The sequence below is a fragment of the Yersinia sp. 2542 StPb PI genome (assembly GCF_048593855.1).
Lineage (GTDB): Bacteria > Pseudomonadota > Gammaproteobacteria > Enterobacterales > Enterobacteriaceae > Yersinia > Yersinia enterocolitica_E.
Genome location: NZ_JAZGQA010000074.1, coordinates 1 through 20,530, shown reverse-complemented (window position 1 = coordinate 20,530; position 20,530 = coordinate 1). Strand labels below are relative to the sequence as shown.

The window sequence follows — 20,530 nt, the reverse complement described above, 5'->3', positions numbered from 1 at the left end:
AACGAGGAATAAAAAGAAACAGAAAAATTGAAAATGCCCGAGTGGTTCGGGCATTTATACTCTTTGGTATTACTTTTTATCTTTCTCTACTGGTTTACCTGACCAGTAGCCCGCCAGTAGTGAACCGGAGAGGTTATGCCAGACCGAGAACAATGCGCCGGGTAGGGCAGCCAGTGGCGAGAAGTAAATTTTACCCAACGTAGCTGCTAGTCCTGAGTTTTGCATACCGACTTCAATGGCCAGTGTGCGGCAGGTGGATTCATCAAAGCCGAACAGTTTCCCGCCCCAGTAACCACTTAACAGGCCAATACCGTTATGCAGGATAACCGCAATAATCACCACGAAACCCACTGAAGCGATATGACTCTGGCTACCGGCGACCACGCCACTAATGATAGCGACAATACAGACCATCGACATCGCCGGTAGATAAGGCTCAATACGTTTCACCGTTTTAGTAAAGGTGTGATGGATAATCAGCCCTGCGCTAATAGGGATGACCACGATTTGCAGAATACTTTTCAGCATTCCCACTACGTCAACACTGATGGTGGCGTCGACATATAAACGGGTCAGTAATGGCGTGGCAAAAACCCCCACCAGGGTAGAAACCGCCGAGATAGTCACTGATAACGCGACATCTCCTTTGGCCAGATAAATCATCACATTAGATGCTGTCCCACTGGCAACGCTGCCTACCAGTACCATACCGGCAGACAAGTCCGGTGGCATACGGAATAGTATCGCCAGAATCCAGGCAGTGAGCGGCATAATCAGATAATGCAGGAAAGTTGCCGCGGCTACCGGTGCCGGGCGCGATAGTACACGTTTGAAATCATCCAGCCGCAGAGTGACCCCCATAGCAAACATGATTAACATGAGTAGCGGGGCGACATAAGGCCCGATACCGATAAAGGTGGTCGGGCGGAAATAGGCCGCGACTGACAGCAGCAGCGCCCACAGCGGGAACAGCCGGGTGATTTTTACTAACATGAAGCGAAAGTCCTTAGTCGTCAGTGTCAGATATAAGAAAACCGGACGAAATCGCCCGGTCGGTGTTATCAGCTTGTTGTTGTTAGCAGTGTATAGTTAGTTTTTACTCTGACTCAAGCCGTGTTATTCAAACAGCGTATTATTCAAATAAATTGTTACTCAAACAGATTGTGATGCAGGGTTTGCACCACTTTTTCAGCATCATTCCCTGGCACCAAGAAGCACAGGTTATGGCTGCTGGCGCCATAGCAAATCATGCGGATATTGAATGGGTCAAGGACACCGAATACTTCCTTACCGACGCCACAAGCTTGTGACAGGTTATTGCCGATAATTGCCACCAACGCCAGATTCTCTTCCACTTCAACCCGACATAGCGAGGAGAGTTCAGTCAGCAGTGAGGTGGTCAGTAGACTGCCCGCCGTTGATGTCGAACCTGTCGTATCAAGAGTCAGCGCGACACTCACCTCAGAGGTGGTTATCAAATCAACTGAAATATTGTGGCGCGCCAGAATATTAAACACTTCCGCCAGAAAACCACGTGCATGCAACATATTCAGGCTATGTAAGGTCAGCAGCGTCTGTTTGCGGCGCAATGCCAAGGCACGGAACAGTGGTGGACTCTCGGTCTCATTACAGACTAAGGTGCCGCCAGCCGCTGGGTCTTTGCTTGAGCCGACAAACACGGGAATATCACTGCGCACGGCTGGCAACAAGGTGGCCGGATGCAAGACTTTGGCACCAAATGTCGCCATTTCAGCCGCTTCTTCGAAAGCAATTTTATCGATGCGTTTTGCTGCCGGAACCACCCGTGGATCGGTGGTATAAATCCCAGGAACGTCTGTCCAAATATCAATGCGGCCAACATTCAGTGCTTCACCCAGTAACGCAGCGGTGTAATCGCTACCGCCACGGCCAAGGGTAGTGGTGCGCCCTTTGCTTTCACTGCCGATAAAACCTTGTGTGACAACAATGGCCTGCGCGATACGTGGGGCCAATTGCGTTTGGGCTAATTCAGACAGCGCATGGGTATCCGGTTCAGCACGACCAAAACGGTCATTGGTTCGCATGATTTTACGTACATCAAACCATTCCACTGCCACCTGACGCTGGCGGATTAGCTCGACAAACAGCAGTGTAGACATCAATTCGCCGTGACTCACCAGTTCATCGGTTAACGCCGCAGACGTTGCCAGACTGGCTGCTTCAGACAGCATGGCGATGTTTTCTAGCATGCGTTCAATTTCATCGCGGATAACCACCGGATTGCCGAGTTTGGCTAGAATATCGGATTGAATTCGACTAATTTCTGCTAAATGAAGTTCACGCTTTTCAGGCTCACAGCCATCGGCAAGGGCGACCAACAGATTGGTAATGCCAGCCGAAGCTGACAAGATAACCAAACGAACGTCCGGGTTCGATAAAACCACATCGGCGCTGCGACTCATGGCATCAAAGTCTGCCACGCTGGTGCCACCAAATTTGGCAACCACGGTCGCAGAAGGGGCGCTGCGGCTCTGCTGGGGTGCTGCTTGAATCATCTAAAAAAACCTCGTATCAGGGATGCCATCTTGGGGGTCATCAGTATTTATCTCTGTACAAGGAAATAACGGGTTATCGACTTTCTGTCAATGAAATGGCTATGAGGTATTTTCATCTTTAATAATATGCGCTGTGATATCACTAAATTGACTATTCCCTTCGTACTTGAAGCTGCTGGAGTGTTAGTTACGTTCACTTACCCGAGTAAGCTCATTGGGATGAATGAGCCTCATCCTTGAGGCTCACCCTGCGGGCTAGCATAACTGCTGTTCAAATCGGTTCCCGACCGATTTGTCGTTCGCTTGCTGCCTACCTGCCACTACCATTACTTTGGCAATAGATACTGTTAGACAATGACACACTGCGAAAACAGGGATGAGATCAAGTGTTGTTTCGAGAGATAACACCTATCGCAAGAAAAGAGATCTCAATCACACCCGAACAGGATACAATTAACCCATTCGTTTCATTATCCTTAAGCCTAGAAGAGCGCCGCTATGAAAAATATTAATCCTAGTCAAACCGCTGCCTGGAAAGCGTTACAGCAACACTTTGAGCAGATGAAAGATGTCACCATCAGCAGTCTGTTTGCCAAGGACGACCAGCGTTTTAACAAGTTTTCAGCCACGTTTAATGATCAAATGCTGGTGGATTTCTCCAAAAACCGCATTACCAGCGAAACCATGGAAAAGCTGCAAGCTCTGGCGAAGGAAACTGATCTGGCCGGTGCAATTAAATCCATGTTTTCCGGTGAAAAAATCAACCGCACTGAAGACCGCGCGGTACTGCATATTGCTTTGCGTAACCGCAGTAACACCCCGATTGTGGTGGATGGCAAGGATGTGATGCCAGAAGTGAATGCAGTGCTGGCTAAAATGAAACAGTTCTGTGACCGCGTGATTGGCGGTGACTGGAAAGGTTATACCGGCAAGGCGATTACTGATGTGGTGAACATCGGTATCGGCGGTTCAGATCTCGGCCCTTACATGGTGACTGAAGCACTGCGCCCGTACAAAAATCATCTGAATATGCATTTCGTTTCAAACGTTGACGGCACCCATATTGCTGAAACGTTGAAACCGTTGAACCCAGAAACCACGCTGTTCCTGGTGGCATCAAAAACCTTCACCACCCAAGAAACCATGACCAACGCCCACAGTGCGCGTGACTGGTTCCTGTCTACTGCGGTTTCTGTGGAACATGTCGCCAAACACTTTGCTGCATTGTCGACCAATGCCAAAGCTGTGGGTGAGTTTGGTATTGATACCAACAATATGTTTGAATTCTGGGATTGGGTTGGTGGCCGTTACTCTCTGTGGTCCGCCATTGGTTTATCTATCGCGCTGTCGGTTGGTTTCGAACACTTCGAACAACTGCTGAGTGGTGCGCATGCCATGGATAAACACTTCGCCGAAACGTCTGCGGAGCACAACCTACCAATCCTGCTGGCATTGATCGGCATCTGGTATAACAATTTCTTCGGCGCAGAAACCGAAGCTATCCTGCCTTACGATCAGTACATGCACCGTTTCCCGGCTTACTTCCAGCAGGGCAATATGGAGTCTAATGGCAAGTATGTGGATCGTAACGGTAATCCGGTTGATTACCAGACCGGCCCTATTATCTGGGGTGAACCAGGTACTAACGGCCAACATGCGTTCTATCAGTTGATCCATCAGGGCACCAAATTGGTTCCTTGTGACTTTATTGCACCGGCTATCAGCCATAACCCACTGAGTGATCATCACGCCAAGCTGCTGTCGAACTTCTTTGCCCAGACCGAAGCACTGGCATTTGGCAAATCACTGGCAGAAGTTGAAGCTGAATTTGCTGCGGCAGGCAAAACCCCTGAGCAAGTGGCTCATGTCGCGCCATTTAAAGTGTTTGAAGGCAACCGCCCAACCAACTCCATCCTGCTGCGTGAAATTACGCCGTTCAGCCTGGGTGCATTGATTGCGCTGTATGAACACAAGATCTTTACTCAAGGGATTATCCTGAATATCTATACCTTCGACCAATGGGGTGTGGAGCTGGGTAAACAACTGGCTAACCGTATCTTGCCAGAACTGGCAGATGATAAAAACGTAACCAGTCATGACAGTTCTACCAATGCGTTGATTAACCGTTTCAAGAACTGGCGTTAAGCTTGCGGGCTTAAGCTCTTTGATCCGTGCTTATTAGCCCCTTACTCAGTAAGGGGCTTTTTTTCGGCCCGGATTATTTCACCTACTTTCAATAGGAGTATTTATGGCCAAAAATTCGCGTTCTCAATGGATAGCCAAAAATCTACAGCGTTTACTGAATGTGGGGTTGATTGCATTGGCCGCTATTTTGGTGGTCTTTTTGATAAAAGAAACCTTCCATCTTGGTAAGGTCTTATTCGTCAATAATCAGGATGCATCTTCTTACATGCTGATTGAAGGGATTGTAATTTATTTCCTGTACTTTGAGTTTATTGCGTTGATTGTTAAGTATTTTGAGTCGGGTTATCACTTCCCGTTGCGCTATTTTATCTATATCGGGATCACCGCGATTATCCGCCTGATCATCGTTGATCATGAAAACCCGATCGATACGTTAATTTATTCCGGTTCGATATTGTTGCTGGTGGTGACCTTGTATTTGGCGAATACCGAAAGATTAAAAAGAGAATAAAAATGGCGGCCATTACGGCCGCCCTAAAGACACAGTACCAGAGGGAAAAAATACCCTTCTTACTTGAAATTGTAGCTTTGTTTACTGCACTATCTCACCCGAATCACTGACCTAAGTCAGCTCATCGGGATTAATGAGCCTCAAAGAGGCTCACCCTGCGGGCTAGCATAAATGCTGTTCAAATCGGTTTTCAACCGATTAGTCACTCGTTTGTTGCCTTGCTACAATTCCAATTACGTTGGGTATTGGGTGATGAAATTTTGAATGATGATATCGTTAACCCTTCACCCCACCTGCCGTTAAGCCACCTACCAGCCAGCGTTGTGCCAGCAGGAAGACTGCGGTGATGGGAATGGCAGACAGCACCGCAGCAGCGGCGAAATCGCCCCACAGATAGTTTTGCGGATTCAGATATTGCTGCATACCCACTGCCAGCGTGTAGCTGTTCACATCACGCAATAGCAGCGATGCCACCGGGACTTCGGTGATAGCGGCGATAAACGACAGAATAAACACCACGGCTAAAATCGGCACCGACAGGGGTAACAGCACCAGCCGGAAAGCTTGCCATGGGGTCGCGCCATCCAGTGCTGCGGCTTCTTCCAGCGAGTTATCAATGGTTTCGAAATAGCCTTTGATGGTCCAGACGTGCAGGGCAATACCGCCCATATAAGCAAAAATGACCCCGCCGTGGGTATTCAGCCCGATAAATGGCAGATACTGCCCGATACGGTCGAATAATGCATATAACGCCACCAGCGACAGCACTGCTGGGAACATCTGGAAGATCAACATGCCTTTCAGCAGGGTGCTTTTACCGCGAAAACGCATGCGAGCAAAGGCGTAAGCGCAGGTAGTGGAGAGCGTGACAATCCCAATGGCGGTAATGACCGCAATCTTGATGGAGTTCCATAACCACAACATCACCGGGAATGGTGGTGGGGTTACGCTGCCATCAGCATGAGTCACACTCATACCCAGTGCCAGTTTCCAGTGTTCCCATGAAATTTGATCCGGGATCAAGCTACCGGTCGCAAAGTTACCAGGCCGCAGCGAGATGGTAATCACCATCAGCAACGGGAACATAATCAGCGCGATAAAGCACAACATCAGAAAATGAGTGCCCCATAGACGCAAACGCTGGGATTTAGGTTGAACCATTGCCATTTGCATCTCCTCCTTAGTCAAAGTTCATTTTGCTGGCTTTCAGATTCAGTATCGCGAGCGCGCCGACCAGAATGAAAATCAGGGTGGCAATCGCTGCCGCCAAGCCAAAGTCCTGGCCGCCGCCCCCTTCAAAGGCAATACGGTAGGTGTAGCTGACCAGCAAGTCGGTATAGCCTGCTGGCGTGGTGGTGCCAATCATATCCGGGCCGCCATTGGTCAATAACTGAATCAACACAAAGTTGTTAAAGTTAAAGGCGAAGCTGGCAATCATCAGCGGCGTCAGCGGCTTAATCAGCAGTGGCAACGTGATGCGGAAGAAGTTCTGGAACGGGCCTGCGCCATCCATTGCCGAGGCTTCATATAAGTCCTCGGGAATCGCTTTGAGTAGCCCCATGCACAGAATCATCATGTAGGGATAGCCGAGCCAGGTGTTGACGATTAAAATCATGCTTTTCGCGGTAATGGGGTCACTGAACCAGGCGGGCTTGATGCCAAACAGGCTACTTAGCATCAGGTTGATTTCACCAAAGCTTTGGTTAAATAACCCTTTGAAAATCAAGATTGAAATAAACGATGGTACCGCATAGGGCAGTATTAACAGCACGCGATAAACCGCTTTGCCTTTCAACGAGTCCCATTGCACCACACAAGCTAAAACCATACCGACGGCAACTGTCAGTACCACGGTCAGTAGCGAGAAAATAATGGTCCAGATAAAGATGGAGATAAAAGGCTTCTGTATCCCTTCATCATGCAGCACCCGCAGGAAGTTTTTCCAGCCGATAGTGACGGTAAAGCCAGGACTGAGTTTTTCGTTTTGCCACTGGCCGTCGGCGTTAATGGCTTGGTAAAAACCGACATCAGGGTTTGGCCGATAGATAACCCCGGTTTGCTGATTGAGCAGCTCTTTACCGTCAGCGCCCAGTTTATAGAGCGGGCTGGTCGCTGAAAACTGGCGCAGTGAACTCATGCGCAGTTCGCCACTACTGGGCAGCAGTGCCACCAACTCAGCGAGTGCCTGGCGATTCTGAGTAATGATACGCAGTGACGCGCGTTCGCCGGTCTGTTCAGTGCTGGTGGGGGCGACTGTGACTTTTTTCTCACCCGTCGTATCAAGGCTGAAAGGCGCGGAAATCAGAACAGAGCTGTCATCAGGGTTGGTAAGCTGCAAACGCCATTGGTTATCACTGGGATAAAGGCCAAAGGTAAAGGTTTTACCGGTCTGAAACTGCCGATCCATTAATACTGATTGGGCACGCTCAAAGGTTAATTGGTTGGTACTGCTGTAGTTGGTAAAAGCGATGGCGATAGTGCAAATCAGTGGGAACAGCACAAACAGCCCCATACCTGCCACGCCGGGATAAACATAGCGCCAGGCATAGGCGCGACGATTGGCAAAGACATACAGCCCCAGACTCACCAAAATTAGCGTCACGATGGCAAAAAGATATTCACCCTGAGCATACATCAACACAATCAAATAGCAGGTAAATAGGCTTAATGTGCCGATAATCAGCCATTTAAGCACATCACTTTGCCACCAGGCGGTTTTCTTTTTATGACTTTCGAACTCGGTGTGGGATAACTGCATAAAACTCCCTTCATACTCTTCGTACTTGAAGTCGCAGCGGTGTTAGCTGCTCTCGCTCACCCGAATTACTTACTTGTGTAAGCTTATCGGGATTAATAAGCCTCTTTGAGGCTCACCCTACGGGCCAGCATAAAATGCTGTTCAAATTAGTTTCAGCTAACTTGTCGTTCATTGGCTGCCTTGCTGCAACGTCAATTACTTTGAGTATGGTTATCGTGTTGCAGCAAGTGGTGTTGGGCACGACGAATCGTGCCCTTTTGCAGGTGAAACTGTTATTTGGTAATACGCGTTGCTGCGTCGTTCAATGCCGCTTCAACTGTCTGACGCCCGCTGATGGCGTTCAGTACCGCACTGCGGGTGGCATACCAGAAAGCCGCCATTTGTGGAATATTTGGCATGATTTCACCCTTGGTGGCGTTATCCATGGTGGCAGCAATGCGTGGATCTTTTGCCAGTTGTTCCTGGAATGATTTCAGTGCTACTGCGCCCAGAGGTTTGTCTTTATTCACTTCAGCCAGACCCTGATCAGTTAACAGGTAGTTCTCCAGGAATTCAGTTGCCAGTTCTTTATTCGGGCTGGCGGCGTTAATACCGGCAGTCAACACGCCGACGAACGGTTTGGATGGCTGGCCGTGGAAGGTTGGCAGCAAGGTCACACCGTAATTGATTTTGCTCTTATCAATGTTGGACCATGCCCATGGGCCATTGATGGTCATTGCTGTTTCGCCTTTGTTGAAGGCCGCTTCTGCAATGGAGTAATCTGTATCGGCATTGATGTGCTTGTTCTTCACCAAATCGACAATAAATTGTAGACCCGCTTTCGCGCCAGCATTGTTCACGCCAACGTTTTTCACATCATATACACCGTTTTCGAGTTTGAAGGCATAGCCACCGTCAGCGGCGATAACCGGCCAGGTGAAGTAGGGTTCTTGCAGGTTCCACATGATGGCGCTCTTGCCATTGGCACGCAGGGTTTTATCCAGCGCTGGGATTTCTTCCCACGTTTTTGGTGCTTCTTTCACTAAGTCTTTATTGTAAATCAGCGACAGTGCTTCAACCGCGACCGGGTAACCAATCAGTTTGCCATTAAAGCGAACGGCGTCCCAAGTGAACGGGAACAGTTTGTCTTGGAAGGCTTTAGAAGGGTGCAATTCAGCCAGTAAACCGGATTGTGCGTAACCGCCAAACCGGTCATGAGCCCAGAAGATAATATCCGGGCCATCGCCAGTGGCAGCCACTTGCGGGTATTTTTCTTCCAATTTATCTGGATGCTCGATAGTGACTTTGATGCCGGTATCTTTCTCGAACTTCTTACCGACTTCCGCCAACCCGTTATAACCTTTATCGCCATTGATCCAGATAACCAGTTTACCTTCTTCAATCTTGGCAAAAGCAGAGGAAGAGAGCACCAGCGTGGCTAATGCTGAAAGAGCCAAAACACGTGCGGTCTTACCAATGCCGGATTTTGTGAAGCTGCGAGTCATAATCCAATCCTTTTATCCAATTTTGTGGGTATCGACTTTCTTGTGAATCATTAGCTGCGAATTCTGTAGCCCATTTTCAGGCTGGTGTAGCCGTGAATCACTAAGTGAGGAGGGTGTGGCAGCGCTGCAAAAATGTTGGGCTGCAAATTATTTATTACACTGACCAAAACACTACGCCGACATATTGAGTCACAACCGGATACACCATCATCCTCCCCCCCTCTACGCCCCCCAGCAGGTTATTGTGACCCAGTTAACACTGCTGCCTATTCTGTGGTGTCAGACACAATAATGCAGGTCGAAATTTGCAAGCCAGATCACGTATTTGTCTTTCCAGTGGAACTTCTGCCCACGCGGGTCGTTCCCTCATCCTCCCATCTCCTCCCCCATGAAAAACTTTGTTACGGATGATTACCAAATAGTGCCACTCGCGCACTATCGGCAGCATTGAAACACCGTCGCCAACAAAATGTGGTTGTTCGGTTAATTATCACCCAGACAGATCAGCACCTTGAAGCGTTAAGCAATGTGCAGCCCTATACTCAGGCCGCGACGTCGTCCGAGGCAACCTGCTCTAAGCATGGCGGTACGACGCGCAGTGCGAGAGTCATCAGGGGCTGGGAGTAATCGATGGGTTATGCCGGGGTTTGCTTCCGCCATTTTTCTTCATTCAGGTTCATATGAAAAGTTGTTTGCGTAAGCAAAGGAGTAACAGATGGCTAATGTAACGCTGAGCGGCGTTTATAAGGCCTTTGGTGAGGCGGTGATCTCCAGAGATATCAATCTGGAAATCGATGACGGTGAGTTTGTGGTGTTTGTTGGCCCATCAGGGTGTGGAAAGTCAACGCTGCTGCGGATGATTGCCGGTCTTGAGGACATAACCTCGGGTGAGTTGCTGATTGGTGGCAAGCGGATGAACGAAGTGCCGCCGTCTGAACGCGGTATTGGCATGGTGTTTCAGTCATATGCACTTTATCCCCATCTGTCTGTAGCAGAGAACATGTCGTTCGGCCTGAAATTGGCGGGTGCGAAGAAAGCCGAAATTAACCAACGGGTGAATCAGGTAGCCGAAGTGCTGCAACTGGCTCACCTGCTGGACCGGCGGCCAAAAGCGCTATCCGGTGGTCAACGCCAGCGTGTGGCAATTGGCCGGACACTGGTCGCTGAGCCGGATGTATTCCTGCTCGATGAACCCCTGTCCAACCTGGATGCGGCACTGCGGGTGCAGATGCGCATTGAGATCTCGCGCCTCCACAAGCGCCTGCAACGCACCATGATTTACGTCACCCATGACCAAGTGGAAGCGATGACGCTGGCAGACAAGATTGTGGTGCTGGATGCCGGCAATGTTGCGCAGGTCGGCAAGCCGCTGGAGCTGTATCACTACCCAGCTAATCGCTTTGTTGCGGGCTTTATCGGCTCGCCAAAAATGAATTTTTTACCGGTTAAAGTGACCGCCGTTGAACCTCGTCAGGTACAGATTGAACTGCCAAATCCAAATGGCCAGTTAGTGTGGCTGCCGGTGGAAGGTACTCAGGTTCAGGTCGGTGCAAATATGTCTTTGGGTATTCGCCCGGAACATCTGCTGCCAAGCAGTGCCTCTGAAGTCACGCTGGAAGGTGAGATTCAGGTGGTAGAACAACTGGGTAATGAAACTCAAATTCACATCCAAATCCCGGCAATACGTCAGAACCTGGTCTACCGCCAGAACGACGTGGTGCTGGTAGAAGAAGGTGCAACATTCGCTATTGGCCTGCCGCCGCAACGCTGTCATCTGTTCCGTGAGGACGGCACTGCGTGTAAGCGGTTGTACCAGGAACTGGGCGTCTAGCCACAGCAGAATGTAAAGCACGCATGCCGACAGGCAAATATAACAGGAGATTACTGATGACTACTCTGCGCAAGTTACCGATAGCACTGGCTGTTGCCGCTGGTGTTCTTTCTACTCAAGCTATGGCTGTTGATTTCCACGGGTATGCACGTTCCGGTATCGGTTGGACAGGAAGCGGTGGCGAACAGCAATGTTTCAAAGCCACTGGCGCCCAAAGTAAATACCGTCTGGGTAACGAGTGTGAAACGTATGCGGAAATTAAATTAGGCCAGGAATTGTGGAAAGAAGGCGACAAGAGCTTCTACTTCGATACCAACGTGGCGTATTCCGTTTCACAACAGAATGACTGGGAGTCAACATCTCCTGCATTCCGTGAGGCTAACGTGCAGGGTAAAAACCTGATCGAATGGTTACCGGGTTCCACCATGTGGGCCGGTAAACGCTTCTATCAACGTCATGACGTCCATATGATTGACTTCTACTACTGGGATATTTCAGGTCCAGGTGCAGGTGTAGAAGCTATTGATCTGGGCTTCGGTAAGTTATCTCTGGCAGCAACCCGTAACTCAGAAGCGGGTGGTTCAAGTGCCTGGATCGATAATGCCCGTAAAGATGCTGACCACACTGCTAATGATGTGTTCGATGTGCGTTTAGCCGGTTTAGAAACTAACCCAGGCGGCACCTTGGAGTTTGGTGTGGATTATGGCCGCGCCAATACTCAGGACGACTACGCGTTAGCTCCTGATGCCTCTAAAGATGGTGTCATGCTGACGGTTGAACATACCCAAAGCATGATGGGTGGTTTTAACAAGTTCGTGGTGCAATACGCAACAGATTCAATGACATCATCACAATCAGGTCACTCTGAAGGTGCAAACGTTAATAACAACGGTAACAGATTACGTGTTATCGACCACGGTGCCATCAACCTGGCTGAGAAGTGGGACATGATGTACGTCGCGTTGTATCAGGACACTGACTGGGACAACCAAAACGGCACCACGTGGTACAGCGTGGGGGTGCGTCCGATGTACAAATGGACCCCAATCATGAGTACCTTGCTGGAAGCAGGCTACGACAATGTTAAGTCACAACGTACCGGTGACCGTAACGGCCAGTACAAACTGACCCTGGCACAACAGTGGCAGGCAGGCGATAGCATCTGGTCACGCCCGGCAATTCGTGTCTTCGCAACTTATGCCAACTGGGATGAGAAGTGGGGCTATAACGATGTCAGCGGTAGCGCGGACAACGGTCTGGCACAAAATGGGACTATCGGTACTGATAGCCGCGGTAAGAGCAACGAAGTCACCTTTGGTGCGCAATTCGAAGCTTGGTGGTAACAGCATGATGCAGCCGCCCTTTGGGGCGGCTGTTTGATTGTTTAAACAAGAAAAGTGAGATGCCCTAAATAATTCGAGTTGCAGCCAACGCCCATGCAGCTTGAAGTATGATGGGGATTTGGTTAACTCTGCCGACCTTGCCTGTGCACAGTTAGCGCTGACGCTCAATGTATGAGGGTAATAACAATGAAAAAGAATCTACTGTCACTTTGTCTGGCATTGGCTTTAGGGGTTACAGCACCTCTGGCGGTGCAAGCAGAGTCAACTATTTCTCCGGCGAATGTTTCTATCGCGCCGACGATCAGTACCGCCACCTTACAGCAGTTACCATGGCAGCCATTAGTGCCACCGACTACGCAGGACATCAAACTGACTGCGGCGAGTCCACAAATCTCTCAAGGGAATGTTGAAGGGGCTGTTGCCGCTTTTGCTTTACCCGCCGATCGTGGATCGATGGAGATTACACTTAGCAGTTTAGTGACTGATAATCAGCTTTTTTCCCCTAGCGTTTTAGTGCTGGACGAGCAAATGCGCCCAGCGGCTTACTATCCGTCCAGCTATTTCACTTATGAAAAAGCGGGCATTATGACCAGTGATCGTCTGCAAGGGGTGATGAAACTGACCCCGGCACTGGGCCAGAAACAAATTTATTTGCTGGTTTACACCACCCGTGACGATTTGGCAAAAACCACCAAGCTGCTGGACCCAGCCAAAGCTTATGCCATGGGTGTCGGTAATGCGGTACCGGATATTCCAGATCCAATCGCTAAACACACCCCGACAGGCAACCTGAAAATCAAGGCCACTGCTGAGCAGGGGATGGGCAACGTTATGATTGGCTTAATACAGTCAGCACCGGCTTCGGCTCCAGTCGTGGTAGGCAGCGCGGTTCAACCTACACCAGCTGCAGTACCCGCACCGATAAAACCTGCGGAGCTAATGCTGAGTGAGACTGAAAACTACTTCAACCAGGCGATTAAAGATGCGGTGAAAGCCGGTGATGTCGATAAGGCGCTGAAATTGTTGAACGAGGCGGAACATTTGGGCTCAACTTCAGCCCGAAAAACCTTTATTGGTAGTGTAAAAGGCAAGGGTTAAATCCCGGCACTGCCGAATATGGCTAGATGGTTGGTGCGCTTTGGCGCACCTTTTTTCGTTGGGTCTTATATACAGCTACTGCCGTTCGCAACGCCTCGTTTTGCTATTGGTTATCTTCGCGACACCCTGTTGTGGTTAATTCTGCTTTAAATCTCAAACTCACTTATTTAGTTTTTTGCCAGAAAGAAAAAGATTAAGTGAGAATGTAAAAGACATGCGATTGAGCTTGCGCCGATATCATCAATTGAATGATTGTCTATCCCTTCGATTTGCAGACGATAAAAGCGGAAATTAGCAGTTTAAACCCGGTGAAAGCATTTTATTTTTTCCGGAGAGGGGGCATGTTATTACCATTGTGCAAACTGCCAACAAAGAAGGATTATACGTTTTTGATACAAATTTAATAAATGTAGAACAGCTTAATTCAATGGTGCCGAAGATAAGACAATTATATGAAAATTTGACTCCTGAGCTGATCACCCAGGGAGACAATACCTACCTTTCTGGACAAGAGGCGGCAGATTTACTTGAGATGTACTTCAGGCCGTCCAGTCGACATGATAACTCTGGTGCGGCAATTATCCGTTATAAGGGATGGGTTCCCCTAACTCATCAATAATAGAAAACAATTCGATAAAATTACGTCCTTTGTTGGTCATAATAAAAAGTAACCTGATGTCGCGGGATCCTCAATCTGCGCTACAATGTCCCCTTCTTTACGAATTAGCGGGGAGAGTCTTTTCTCCCCGGCAGGGAGCAAGCTAGATGTCTACCGGCGATGCATCAATTATAAAACCTATCCAATGGTGTGCCATTGACCAGCCCAATTTTCCTGCTGATATCGCTGATTGGTTGATGGAATTGGGGTCGATGACCCGGCGTTTTGAGCAATATTGCCAACGAGTCCATGTCGAACCCCAGCGAGAATGCTTTATTACGCGTAATGAGTTAGGGGAAGATGCAGAACACTTACCTGTAAGCGAACGCTATTGGCTACGGGAAATCATTTTGTGTGGTGATAATGAACCCTGGCTGCTTGGTCGCACGGTTATCCCCGAGCAGACACTGTCTGGCCCAGATAGGGCGCTGGTGGATTTGGGCACCCTCCCACTCGGGCGCTATTTATTTGGTGGGGACAATTTAAGCCGTGATTATATTCAAGTGGGGCGGCAGAATGAACTTTGGGCGCGCCGCTCATTGCTGCGTCTGTCAGGCAAACCCCTGTTACTGACGGAAGTTTTTTTACCGGCCTCGCCACTGTATGCGGTTTAAGCCGTAGTAAGATTTTGGAGATGGATAAATTGAAGGGAAGTACTGTTCAGACCAAATGGCAGGCTTATTGCCGTTTAATGCGGATTGATAAGCCTATTGGCTCGTTATTGCTATTGTGGCCGACGCTGTGGGCATTATGGCTGGCGGGACAGGGTATCCCAGAAACCAAAATACTGATTGTGTTTGTGTTGGGTGTATTTTTTATGCGTGCGGCTGGTTGTGTCGTCAATGATTATGCTGACCGAAATATTGATGGCTTTGTAAAACGCACGGCATCCCGCCCGTTACCCAGTGGTATTATCAGTGAACGAGAGAGCAAAATCCTGTTTGTGGTATTGGTACTGCTCTCGTTTGGTCTGGTGTTAACCCTTAATAGCATGACCATTTGGTTATCATTGGCAGCATTGGCGTTAGCCTGGATTTATCCGTTTATGAAGCGGGTCACTCATCTACCCCAAGTGGTATTAGGCGCAGCTTTTGGTTGGTCAATTCCGATGGGATTCGCTGCGGTGAGTGAGAGCTTACCCTTGGTTTGTTGGCTGTTATTGCTGGCGAACATCTGCTGGACCGTCGCTTATGACACGCAATACGCAATGGTTGATCGCGACGATGACCTGAAAATTGGGGTTAAGTCCACGGCGATTTTATTTGGTCAACATGACAAGCTGATTATAGGTTTGCTGCAACTGGCTACACTGGTGTTGATGGTTGCTATCGGCTGGCTGATGGGGTTGGGCGGCGCATTCTATTGGTCAATCCTGCTGGCGGGTGCCTTGTTTATCCACCAACAAAAGATGATTGTGCAGCGTGACCGCGACGCCTGCTTCCGTGCGTTTTTGAATAATAATTACGTAGGGCTGGTGTTGTTTTTAGGGATTCTGATTAGTTATTGGCAGTAAATACGTTTCTGGAAAACAGTCAAAAAAATGGCCAGATGATGAATCCGGCCATTTTTGTTTAGCGTCTTGAGGAATCAATCTTCCGATTTATCCTCTGCCTCGGATTCTGGCCGTTGATTGCTGGTTTCGGCTGGCATACTGACACTCTCGATAGTCAGTTTCACTTCCGGCGTCATCAACGCACTCAGCATATTGTAAACTTCCAACGTATGTTCCTGAACCGCGTCACCACTGTCACTGATATAACCCTCTTCGCGCAAGGTACCGACCAGTGTTGAAAATACCGCTTTATCGAAGAATTCTGGTGCGTTAATCCCGTGCAGAACAGACAATCGCTGCGCCATGATACGGCTCTCTTTCTCCAGCGCCCCACGGTTAATGCTCGGATTGGCACTGAGCAGCGACAGGGTAATCGCGTATCGTTGCAGGGTTTCCCGCACACCGGCGGCCAGTAATTGCAGTGGGCGAATTCGGGCCGGATTCAGCACTAGTTCGGTCCCTTTGTCACAAATCAACTGCTGGCGGGCCAGTTCATCTATCAGCGTGTCCAGCGTCTGTGGTAACTGCTCTTTGCTGTAATGCAGGAACAGTTCAGCTTTCAACATCGGATAAATCATACTGATTTGGCGCAACAATTCGTCACGGGTAATGCGGCGGTGGTACATCACCATGCTGGCTATCAGTGACGGTAGCATCAGTAAGTGCTGGATATTATTGCGATAATAGGTCATCAGCACGGCTTGTTCCCGTGGCAGGATGATAATGTCACCAATGTTGTCTTTCTCCACCTCAAACTTATTCATATTCAAGGCGTGATTAAGTAACTCTTCCGGTGTTTTATCCGGCACAGTGACATCTTTCGCATACGGCACATTACGCATCAGTTGCAGATAGCAATCAAGTTGCTCAAGCAACTGCTCACGGGTGAGTGAACGCTGACGTGAGGCTAACAATGCGGTAGAACACAAGTTCATGGCATTCGCTGCTGCCGCATTATTTATTCTCACCATGATTTTACCGGCCAAATCATTTACCGCCGGTGTTAGCCAGCTTGGGCGCTGAGCTTCAATCGGATCAATGGCATCACGCCATTGCGGTACATTGGTGTTCAGATAGGTGGTCAACGGGATCGGTTCACCAAAGTTGACATAGCCCTGACCGAGGTTACGCAACTTGCGCAAGCCCCGCAGCATCTGCAACAGGTTCTCTTTCTCTTTGGTCGCACCACGCAGCTCTTTGGCATAGGTACCCACTTCCATCACATGTTCGTAACCGATATAAATCGGCACCAAAGTGATTGGACGTGAGCCACCACGCAACATCGCCTGAATGGTCATCGACAGTGTGCCGGTTTTTGGCTCCAGCAGGCGGCCGGTACGTGAGCGCCCTCCTTCAACAAAGTATTCAACTGAATAACCACGGGTGAACAGTTCACCTAAATACTCGCGGAAAACCGTTGAATAGAGTTTGTTGCCTTTAAAGGTGCGACGAATAAAGAACGCGCCCAAACGGCGGAAGATAGGCCCGGCAGGCCAGAAGTTAAGGTTAATCCCGGCGGCAATATGCGGCGGCACCAGTCCTTGATGATAAAGCACGTAGGAGAGCAGCAGATAATCCATATGGCTGCGATGACAAGGCACATAGACGATTTCATGGCCATCTTGCGCCAACTGCCGCACCCGTTCTGCATTATGGACGTTAATACCTTGATACAAACGGTTCCACGTCCAGCTCAATACTCTGTCAGAGAGACGCACGGCTTCATATGAGAAGTCGGCTGCGATCTCTTCCATCAGCGTAATGGCATTTTGCTGTGCTTTCTCATGGGAGATTTTCTTGGTCCGCGCTTCATCGGCGACGGCCTTTTCAATCGCCTTTGAGGTCAGCAACTTTTTGAACAGATCCTGCCGGGCAGGCAGACTAGGGCCAACCGCTGCCAGGCGTTGACGGGAGAAGTGCATCCGCGCTACGCGAGCCAGTTTGTGGGCGATAGTTTTATCGGTACCGTGCTCGCTGGCCATCCTACGCAGTGAAACTGTGGTAGAGAAACGCACAAAACTATCGCGACCCAGCCACAATACCGCGAAGAATTTTTGCACTCCGTTAAGCACGCGCAGATGGGGTGTTCCGTGGCCTTCACGCCCCGGCGAACGACCAAACATCACGGAAACCGGTAACATCTGGATATCTAACTCGGGATTATTGCGGTGCAAATCCAGATAGTCGTGGAACAGCTTTACCGATTCCTGTTTAGGCGCGTAGTAGCGAAAGACCCGCGGGCCATTATCGATAAACACATGGCTGGGCAGTTGCACGCCATCGATTTCCAATGGAATCAATGGGTCGGGCAGGTCTTGTGCTTGACACTGCGCTCGCAAAGTCAGCAAATCAGCCTTAGAATTGTAAGGCAAAACGTACAGAATAGGACGAGAGGGGTCTAGCCCTAACTCAGTCACAGGGTCTGCCGGAATAACCTTGCTTTTTACCAACATTTTAAGTGGTAAATTCAATAACTTATAATATATTTTACGCCAACCTGACATAACTACATGAAGCCTCTTGTTAGCAATTCGTCGCAAGGATACCAGAAACTGGTTTTGAGATCTGTGGTGATAAGACAACAGAAAGCGGCAAAAATCATCATTAACTTAAGATAAAGGCAATAAAACATGGCGAATCAATCAACAGGGCTGGCCCGAGTCTATAAAGCGGCCGGTTATTCTGTGAAAGGCTTAACGGCTGCCTGGAAAAACGAAGCGGCATTTCGTCAGGAAGCTGTTGCTGCCATAATCGCTATCATACTGGCCTTCTGGCTGGATGTAGATGCTATCGCACGCCTTTTATTAATTGGTAGCGTGGTTTTAGTGATCATTATCGAAGTCATTAACAGTGCGATTGAGGCGGTAGTGGACAGGATTGGCAGTGAGTTCCATGAGCTATCGGGCCGCGCCAAAGATATGGGGTCCGCGGCAGTATTCCTCGCTATCTTGTTAGCGTTATTTGTTTGGATAACCGTACTTTGGCAGCATGCTGGTTAACGTTATGCCGAACAATGCCGCAGAAATAAGCTGTGATTAATCCCTGTTTTTATTCACTCTTTGGTTCCCAACACCCGCATACCTGTATATACTCACAGCAAGACTGTATAAACAAACAGGGGGCGGAATGAAAGCACTTACTACCAGACAGCAAGAGGTTTATGACCTGGTTCGCGATCACCTAGCGCAAACCGGCATGCCACCGACCCGTGCCGAAATTGCGCAGCGTCTGGGGTTTCGCTCTCCTAACGCCGCTGAAGAGCATTTAAAAGCACTGGCCCGTAAAGGCGTCATTGAGATTGTTTCTGGCGCTTCCCGTGGCATTCGTTTGCTGATGGAAGAAGAAGACGGCCTGCCACTGATTGGTCGGGTTGCCGCAGGTGAACCTTTGCTGGCACAGCAGCATATCGAAGGGCACTACAAAGTAGACCCATCAATGTTTAAACCGAGTGCAGATTTTCTGTTGCGGGTTAATGGGATGTCGATGAGAGATATCGGTATTCTGGATGGCGACCTATTAGCGGTGCATAAAACGCAAGATGTGCGTAACGGGCAAGTGGTCGTGGCACGAATTGATGATGAAGTGACGGTAAAACGCTTGAAAAAACAAGGTAATATCGTACAGCTTCTGCCAGAAAATAGTGAGTTCCAACCGATTATTGTTGATCTGCGCGAACAAAGCTTTACCATTGAAGGATTGGCCGTCGGTGTTATCCGTAATGGCGACTGGATCTAACATTAGCGTTTTATATTGAACTGATAAGCCGTTCCTGCTCAGGAGCGGCTTTTTATTATTAATGACCCCATTAAACGATTCAGATACCCAAAATAATTGACGTTGCAGGTAGGCAGCCGCAAAGAAGCTCGCTAATTCCGATCAATGCTAACGACAAGTAGATGATTCGGATGACAAATCTGCGGGGAGAAAATTTGAATGCTGCTTGCAGCGGCCTCTCAGAGGTGATGTCTGGGAAGGAGCCAAGTAACAAGTACAGCTAGCCTGCTACAGCTCCAAGTATGGAAAAGTTATTTAGATTGAGACGATTCCGACAATAAGTTATTACCTACTGTTTTAACTGAATAATATCAGTGCTTATTTTTACTTTATAGCTATAATCTCAGTGATTAATATTATCCTGGCTTTAATTGCTAGTATCCTCTGCTATAGTTATTCGTACGGTAAGCGAAACAACGAAGTTTAATTTTAAATTATGACTGTGAGTGACTAATTTAAATGTGGTTGTTTTTCTCAATAGAGAATGTTTATCGTATTGAATTAAATAAACTGACTAATCCCAAGGTAACGGAGATATTATGAATAAAGATCAAGCCGACGGTAACTGGAAGCAGTTTAAAGGTAAAGTGAAAGAAAAATGGGGCAAGCTGACTGACGATGACTTAACGGTAATCGAAGGTAAGCGTGACCAGCTAGTGGGTAAAATCCAGGAGAAATACGGCTATCAGAAAGAGCAAGCCGAGAAAGAAGTCAAAGCCTGGGAAGACCACAGCAAATATCGCTGGTAACAGCATTAAATGGAATTAAATTGATATTGATATAAATTAATCGGGTTTCTCGTTTCATAGAATATGTATTGTTAATCAACCCCGTCTTGTTAT

16 protein-coding genes and 1 pseudogene are annotated in these 20,530 nt (G+C 48.6%); 11 read left to right on the top strand and 6 right to left on the bottom strand.

The annotated features are described in order from the left end of the window. Positions 1-69: 69 nt before the first annotated feature. Together panS and lysC are read right to left on the bottom strand one after the other, a co-directional pair. Positions 70-993, bottom strand: coding sequence for a ketopantoate/pantoate/pantothenate transporter PanS (gene panS, locus V1952_RS11240; RefSeq protein WP_083162093.1), 924 nt, complete (start codon positions 991-993; stop codon positions 70-72). Positions 994-1,148: 155 nt separating this feature from the next. Then, on the bottom strand, positions 1,149-2,534 hold the full coding sequence (gene lysC / locus V1952_RS11235; RefSeq protein WP_372560366.1) for a lysine-sensitive aspartokinase 3: 1,386 nt from the start codon (positions 2,532-2,534) through the stop codon (positions 1,149-1,151). Between the two features lie 498 nt (positions 2,535-3,032). Here lysC and pgi point away from each other — a divergent pair, with 498 nt between their 5' ends. Both pgi and psiE read left to right on the top strand, forming a co-directional pair. Beyond that, positions 3,033-4,679: a glucose-6-phosphate isomerase gene (gene pgi / locus V1952_RS11230; protein WP_372560367.1), complete on the top strand. Its 1,647-nt coding sequence runs from the start codon at positions 3,033-3,035 to the stop codon at positions 4,677-4,679. Between the two features lie 103 nt (positions 4,680-4,782). After that, positions 4,783-5,190, top strand: coding sequence for a phosphate-starvation-inducible protein PsiE (gene psiE / locus V1952_RS11225; RefSeq protein WP_004705335.1), 408 nt, complete (start codon positions 4,783-4,785; stop codon positions 5,188-5,190). Between the two features lie 276 nt (positions 5,191-5,466). Here psiE and malG read toward each other — a convergent pair whose 3' ends face one another. The 3 genes from malG to malE form a co-directional block, all read right to left on the bottom strand. Next, the gene (gene malG / locus V1952_RS11220; protein ID WP_032907691.1) at positions 5,467-6,357 is read right to left on the bottom strand and encodes a maltose ABC transporter permease MalG; all 891 of its coding nucleotides are present in this window, start codon (positions 6,355-6,357) and stop codon (positions 5,467-5,469) included. 13 nt (positions 6,358-6,370) lie between these two features. Beyond that, positions 6,371-7,948: a maltose ABC transporter permease MalF gene (gene malF, locus V1952_RS11215; RefSeq protein ID WP_420071142.1), complete on the bottom strand. Its 1,578-nt coding sequence runs from the start codon at positions 7,946-7,948 to the stop codon at positions 6,371-6,373. Positions 7,949-8,220: 272 nt separating this feature from the next. Continuing rightward, on the bottom strand, positions 8,221-9,432 hold the full coding sequence (gene malE / locus V1952_RS11210) for a maltose/maltodextrin ABC transporter substrate-binding protein MalE (protein ID WP_083162101.1): 1,212 nt from the start codon (positions 9,430-9,432) through the stop codon (positions 8,221-8,223). Between the two features lie 471 nt (positions 9,433-9,903). Between malE and V1952_RS11205 the strand changes: the two are divergent. The 6 genes and pseudogenes from V1952_RS11205 to ubiA all read left to right on the top strand — a co-directional run bounded on the left by V1952_RS11205 (position 9,904) and on the right by ubiA (position 15,875). Continuing rightward, positions 9,904-10,132, top strand: a pseudogene (locus tag V1952_RS11205) (hypothetical protein). A gap of 15 nt (positions 10,133-10,147) precedes the next feature. Next, the gene (gene malK, locus V1952_RS11200; RefSeq protein ID WP_005191494.1) at positions 10,148-11,263 is read left to right on the top strand and encodes a maltose/maltodextrin ABC transporter ATP-binding protein MalK; all 1,116 of its coding nucleotides are present in this window, start codon (positions 10,148-10,150) and stop codon (positions 11,261-11,263) included. Between the two features lie 56 nt (positions 11,264-11,319). After that, positions 11,320-12,606: a maltoporin gene (locus V1952_RS11195; protein ID WP_083162103.1), complete on the top strand. Its 1,287-nt coding sequence runs from the start codon at positions 11,320-11,322 to the stop codon at positions 12,604-12,606. 186 nt (positions 12,607-12,792) lie between these two features. Beyond that, positions 12,793-13,704 carry a maltose operon protein MalM gene (gene malM / locus V1952_RS11190; RefSeq protein ID WP_420074747.1) on the top strand — a complete coding sequence of 304 codons (912 nt, stop codon included), beginning with the start codon at positions 12,793-12,795 and terminating at the stop codon, positions 13,702-13,704. Between the two features lie 765 nt (positions 13,705-14,469). Further along, positions 14,470-14,976, top strand: coding sequence for a chorismate lyase (ubiC, locus tag V1952_RS11185; protein ID WP_372560371.1), 507 nt, complete (start codon positions 14,470-14,472; stop codon positions 14,974-14,976). A gap of 29 nt (positions 14,977-15,005) precedes the next feature. Further along, on the top strand, positions 15,006-15,875 hold the full coding sequence (ubiA, locus tag V1952_RS11180) for a 4-hydroxybenzoate octaprenyltransferase (protein ID WP_083164025.1): 870 nt from the start codon (positions 15,006-15,008) through the stop codon (positions 15,873-15,875). A 74-nt stretch (positions 15,876-15,949) separates the two neighbouring features. Here the strand turns inward: ubiA and plsB are convergent, their stop codons facing one another. Continuing rightward, on the bottom strand, positions 15,950-18,418 hold the full coding sequence (plsB, locus tag V1952_RS11175; protein WP_372560372.1) for a glycerol-3-phosphate 1-O-acyltransferase PlsB: 2,469 nt from the start codon (positions 18,416-18,418) through the stop codon (positions 15,950-15,952). Between the two features lie 126 nt (positions 18,419-18,544). Between plsB and V1952_RS11170 the strand changes: the two genes are divergently transcribed. The 3 genes from V1952_RS11170 to V1952_RS11160 all read left to right on the top strand — a co-directional run bounded on the left by V1952_RS11170 (position 18,545) and on the right by V1952_RS11160 (position 20,437). Then, positions 18,545-18,913, top strand: a complete 369-nt coding sequence (locus V1952_RS11170; RefSeq protein WP_083162113.1) for a diacylglycerol kinase — start codon at positions 18,545-18,547, stop codon at positions 18,911-18,913. 127 nt (positions 18,914-19,040) lie between these two features. Next, positions 19,041-19,649: a transcriptional repressor LexA gene (gene lexA, locus V1952_RS11165; protein ID WP_005191485.1), complete on the top strand. Its 609-nt coding sequence runs from the start codon at positions 19,041-19,043 to the stop codon at positions 19,647-19,649. A 578-nt stretch (positions 19,650-20,227) separates the two neighbouring features. Beyond that, positions 20,228-20,437: a CsbD family protein gene (locus tag V1952_RS11160; protein ID WP_004391853.1), complete on the top strand. Its 210-nt coding sequence runs from the start codon at positions 20,228-20,230 to the stop codon at positions 20,435-20,437. Positions 20,438-20,530 lie beyond the last annotated feature (93 nt).

Excerpts from the sequence above, each read along its gene's own strand:
- panS (WP_083162093.1), bottom strand. The coding sequence starts at position 993 with ATGTTAGTAAAAATCACCCGGCTGTTCCCGCTGTGGGCGCTGCTGCTG.
- lysC (WP_372560366.1), bottom strand. The coding sequence starts at position 2,534 with ATGATTCAAGCAGCACCCCAGCAGAGCCGCAGCGCCCCTTCTGCGACC.
- pgi (WP_372560367.1), top strand. The coding sequence starts at position 3,033 with ATGAAAAATATTAATCCTAGTCAAACCGCTGCCTGGAAAGCGTTACAG.
- psiE (WP_004705335.1), top strand. The coding sequence starts at position 4,783 with ATGGCCAAAAATTCGCGTTCTCAATGGATAGCCAAAAATCTACAGCGT.
- malG (WP_032907691.1), bottom strand. The coding sequence starts at position 6,357 with ATGGCAATGGTTCAACCTAAATCCCAGCGTTTGCGTCTATGGGGCACT.
- malF (WP_420071142.1), bottom strand. The coding sequence starts at position 7,948 with ATGCAGTTATCCCACACCGAGTTCGAAAGTCATAAAAAGAAAACCGCC.
- malE (WP_083162101.1), bottom strand. The coding sequence starts at position 9,432 with ATGACTCGCAGCTTCACAAAATCCGGCATTGGTAAGACCGCACGTGTT.
- malK (WP_005191494.1), top strand. The coding sequence starts at position 10,148 with ATGGCTAATGTAACGCTGAGCGGCGTTTATAAGGCCTTTGGTGAGGCG.
- V1952_RS11195 (WP_083162103.1), top strand. The coding sequence starts at position 11,320 with ATGACTACTCTGCGCAAGTTACCGATAGCACTGGCTGTTGCCGCTGGT.
- malM (WP_420074747.1), top strand. The coding sequence starts at position 12,793 with ATGAAAAAGAATCTACTGTCACTTTGTCTGGCATTGGCTTTAGGGGTT.
- ubiC (WP_372560371.1), top strand. The coding sequence starts at position 14,470 with ATGTCTACCGGCGATGCATCAATTATAAAACCTATCCAATGGTGTGCC.
- plsB (WP_372560372.1), bottom strand. The coding sequence starts at position 18,418 with ATGTCAGGTTGGCGTAAAATATATTATAAGTTATTGAATTTACCACTT.
- V1952_RS11170 (WP_083162113.1), top strand. The coding sequence starts at position 18,545 with ATGGCGAATCAATCAACAGGGCTGGCCCGAGTCTATAAAGCGGCCGGT.
- lexA (WP_005191485.1), top strand. The coding sequence starts at position 19,041 with ATGAAAGCACTTACTACCAGACAGCAAGAGGTTTATGACCTGGTTCGC.
- V1952_RS11160 (WP_004391853.1), top strand. The coding sequence starts at position 20,228 with ATGAATAAAGATCAAGCCGACGGTAACTGGAAGCAGTTTAAAGGTAAA.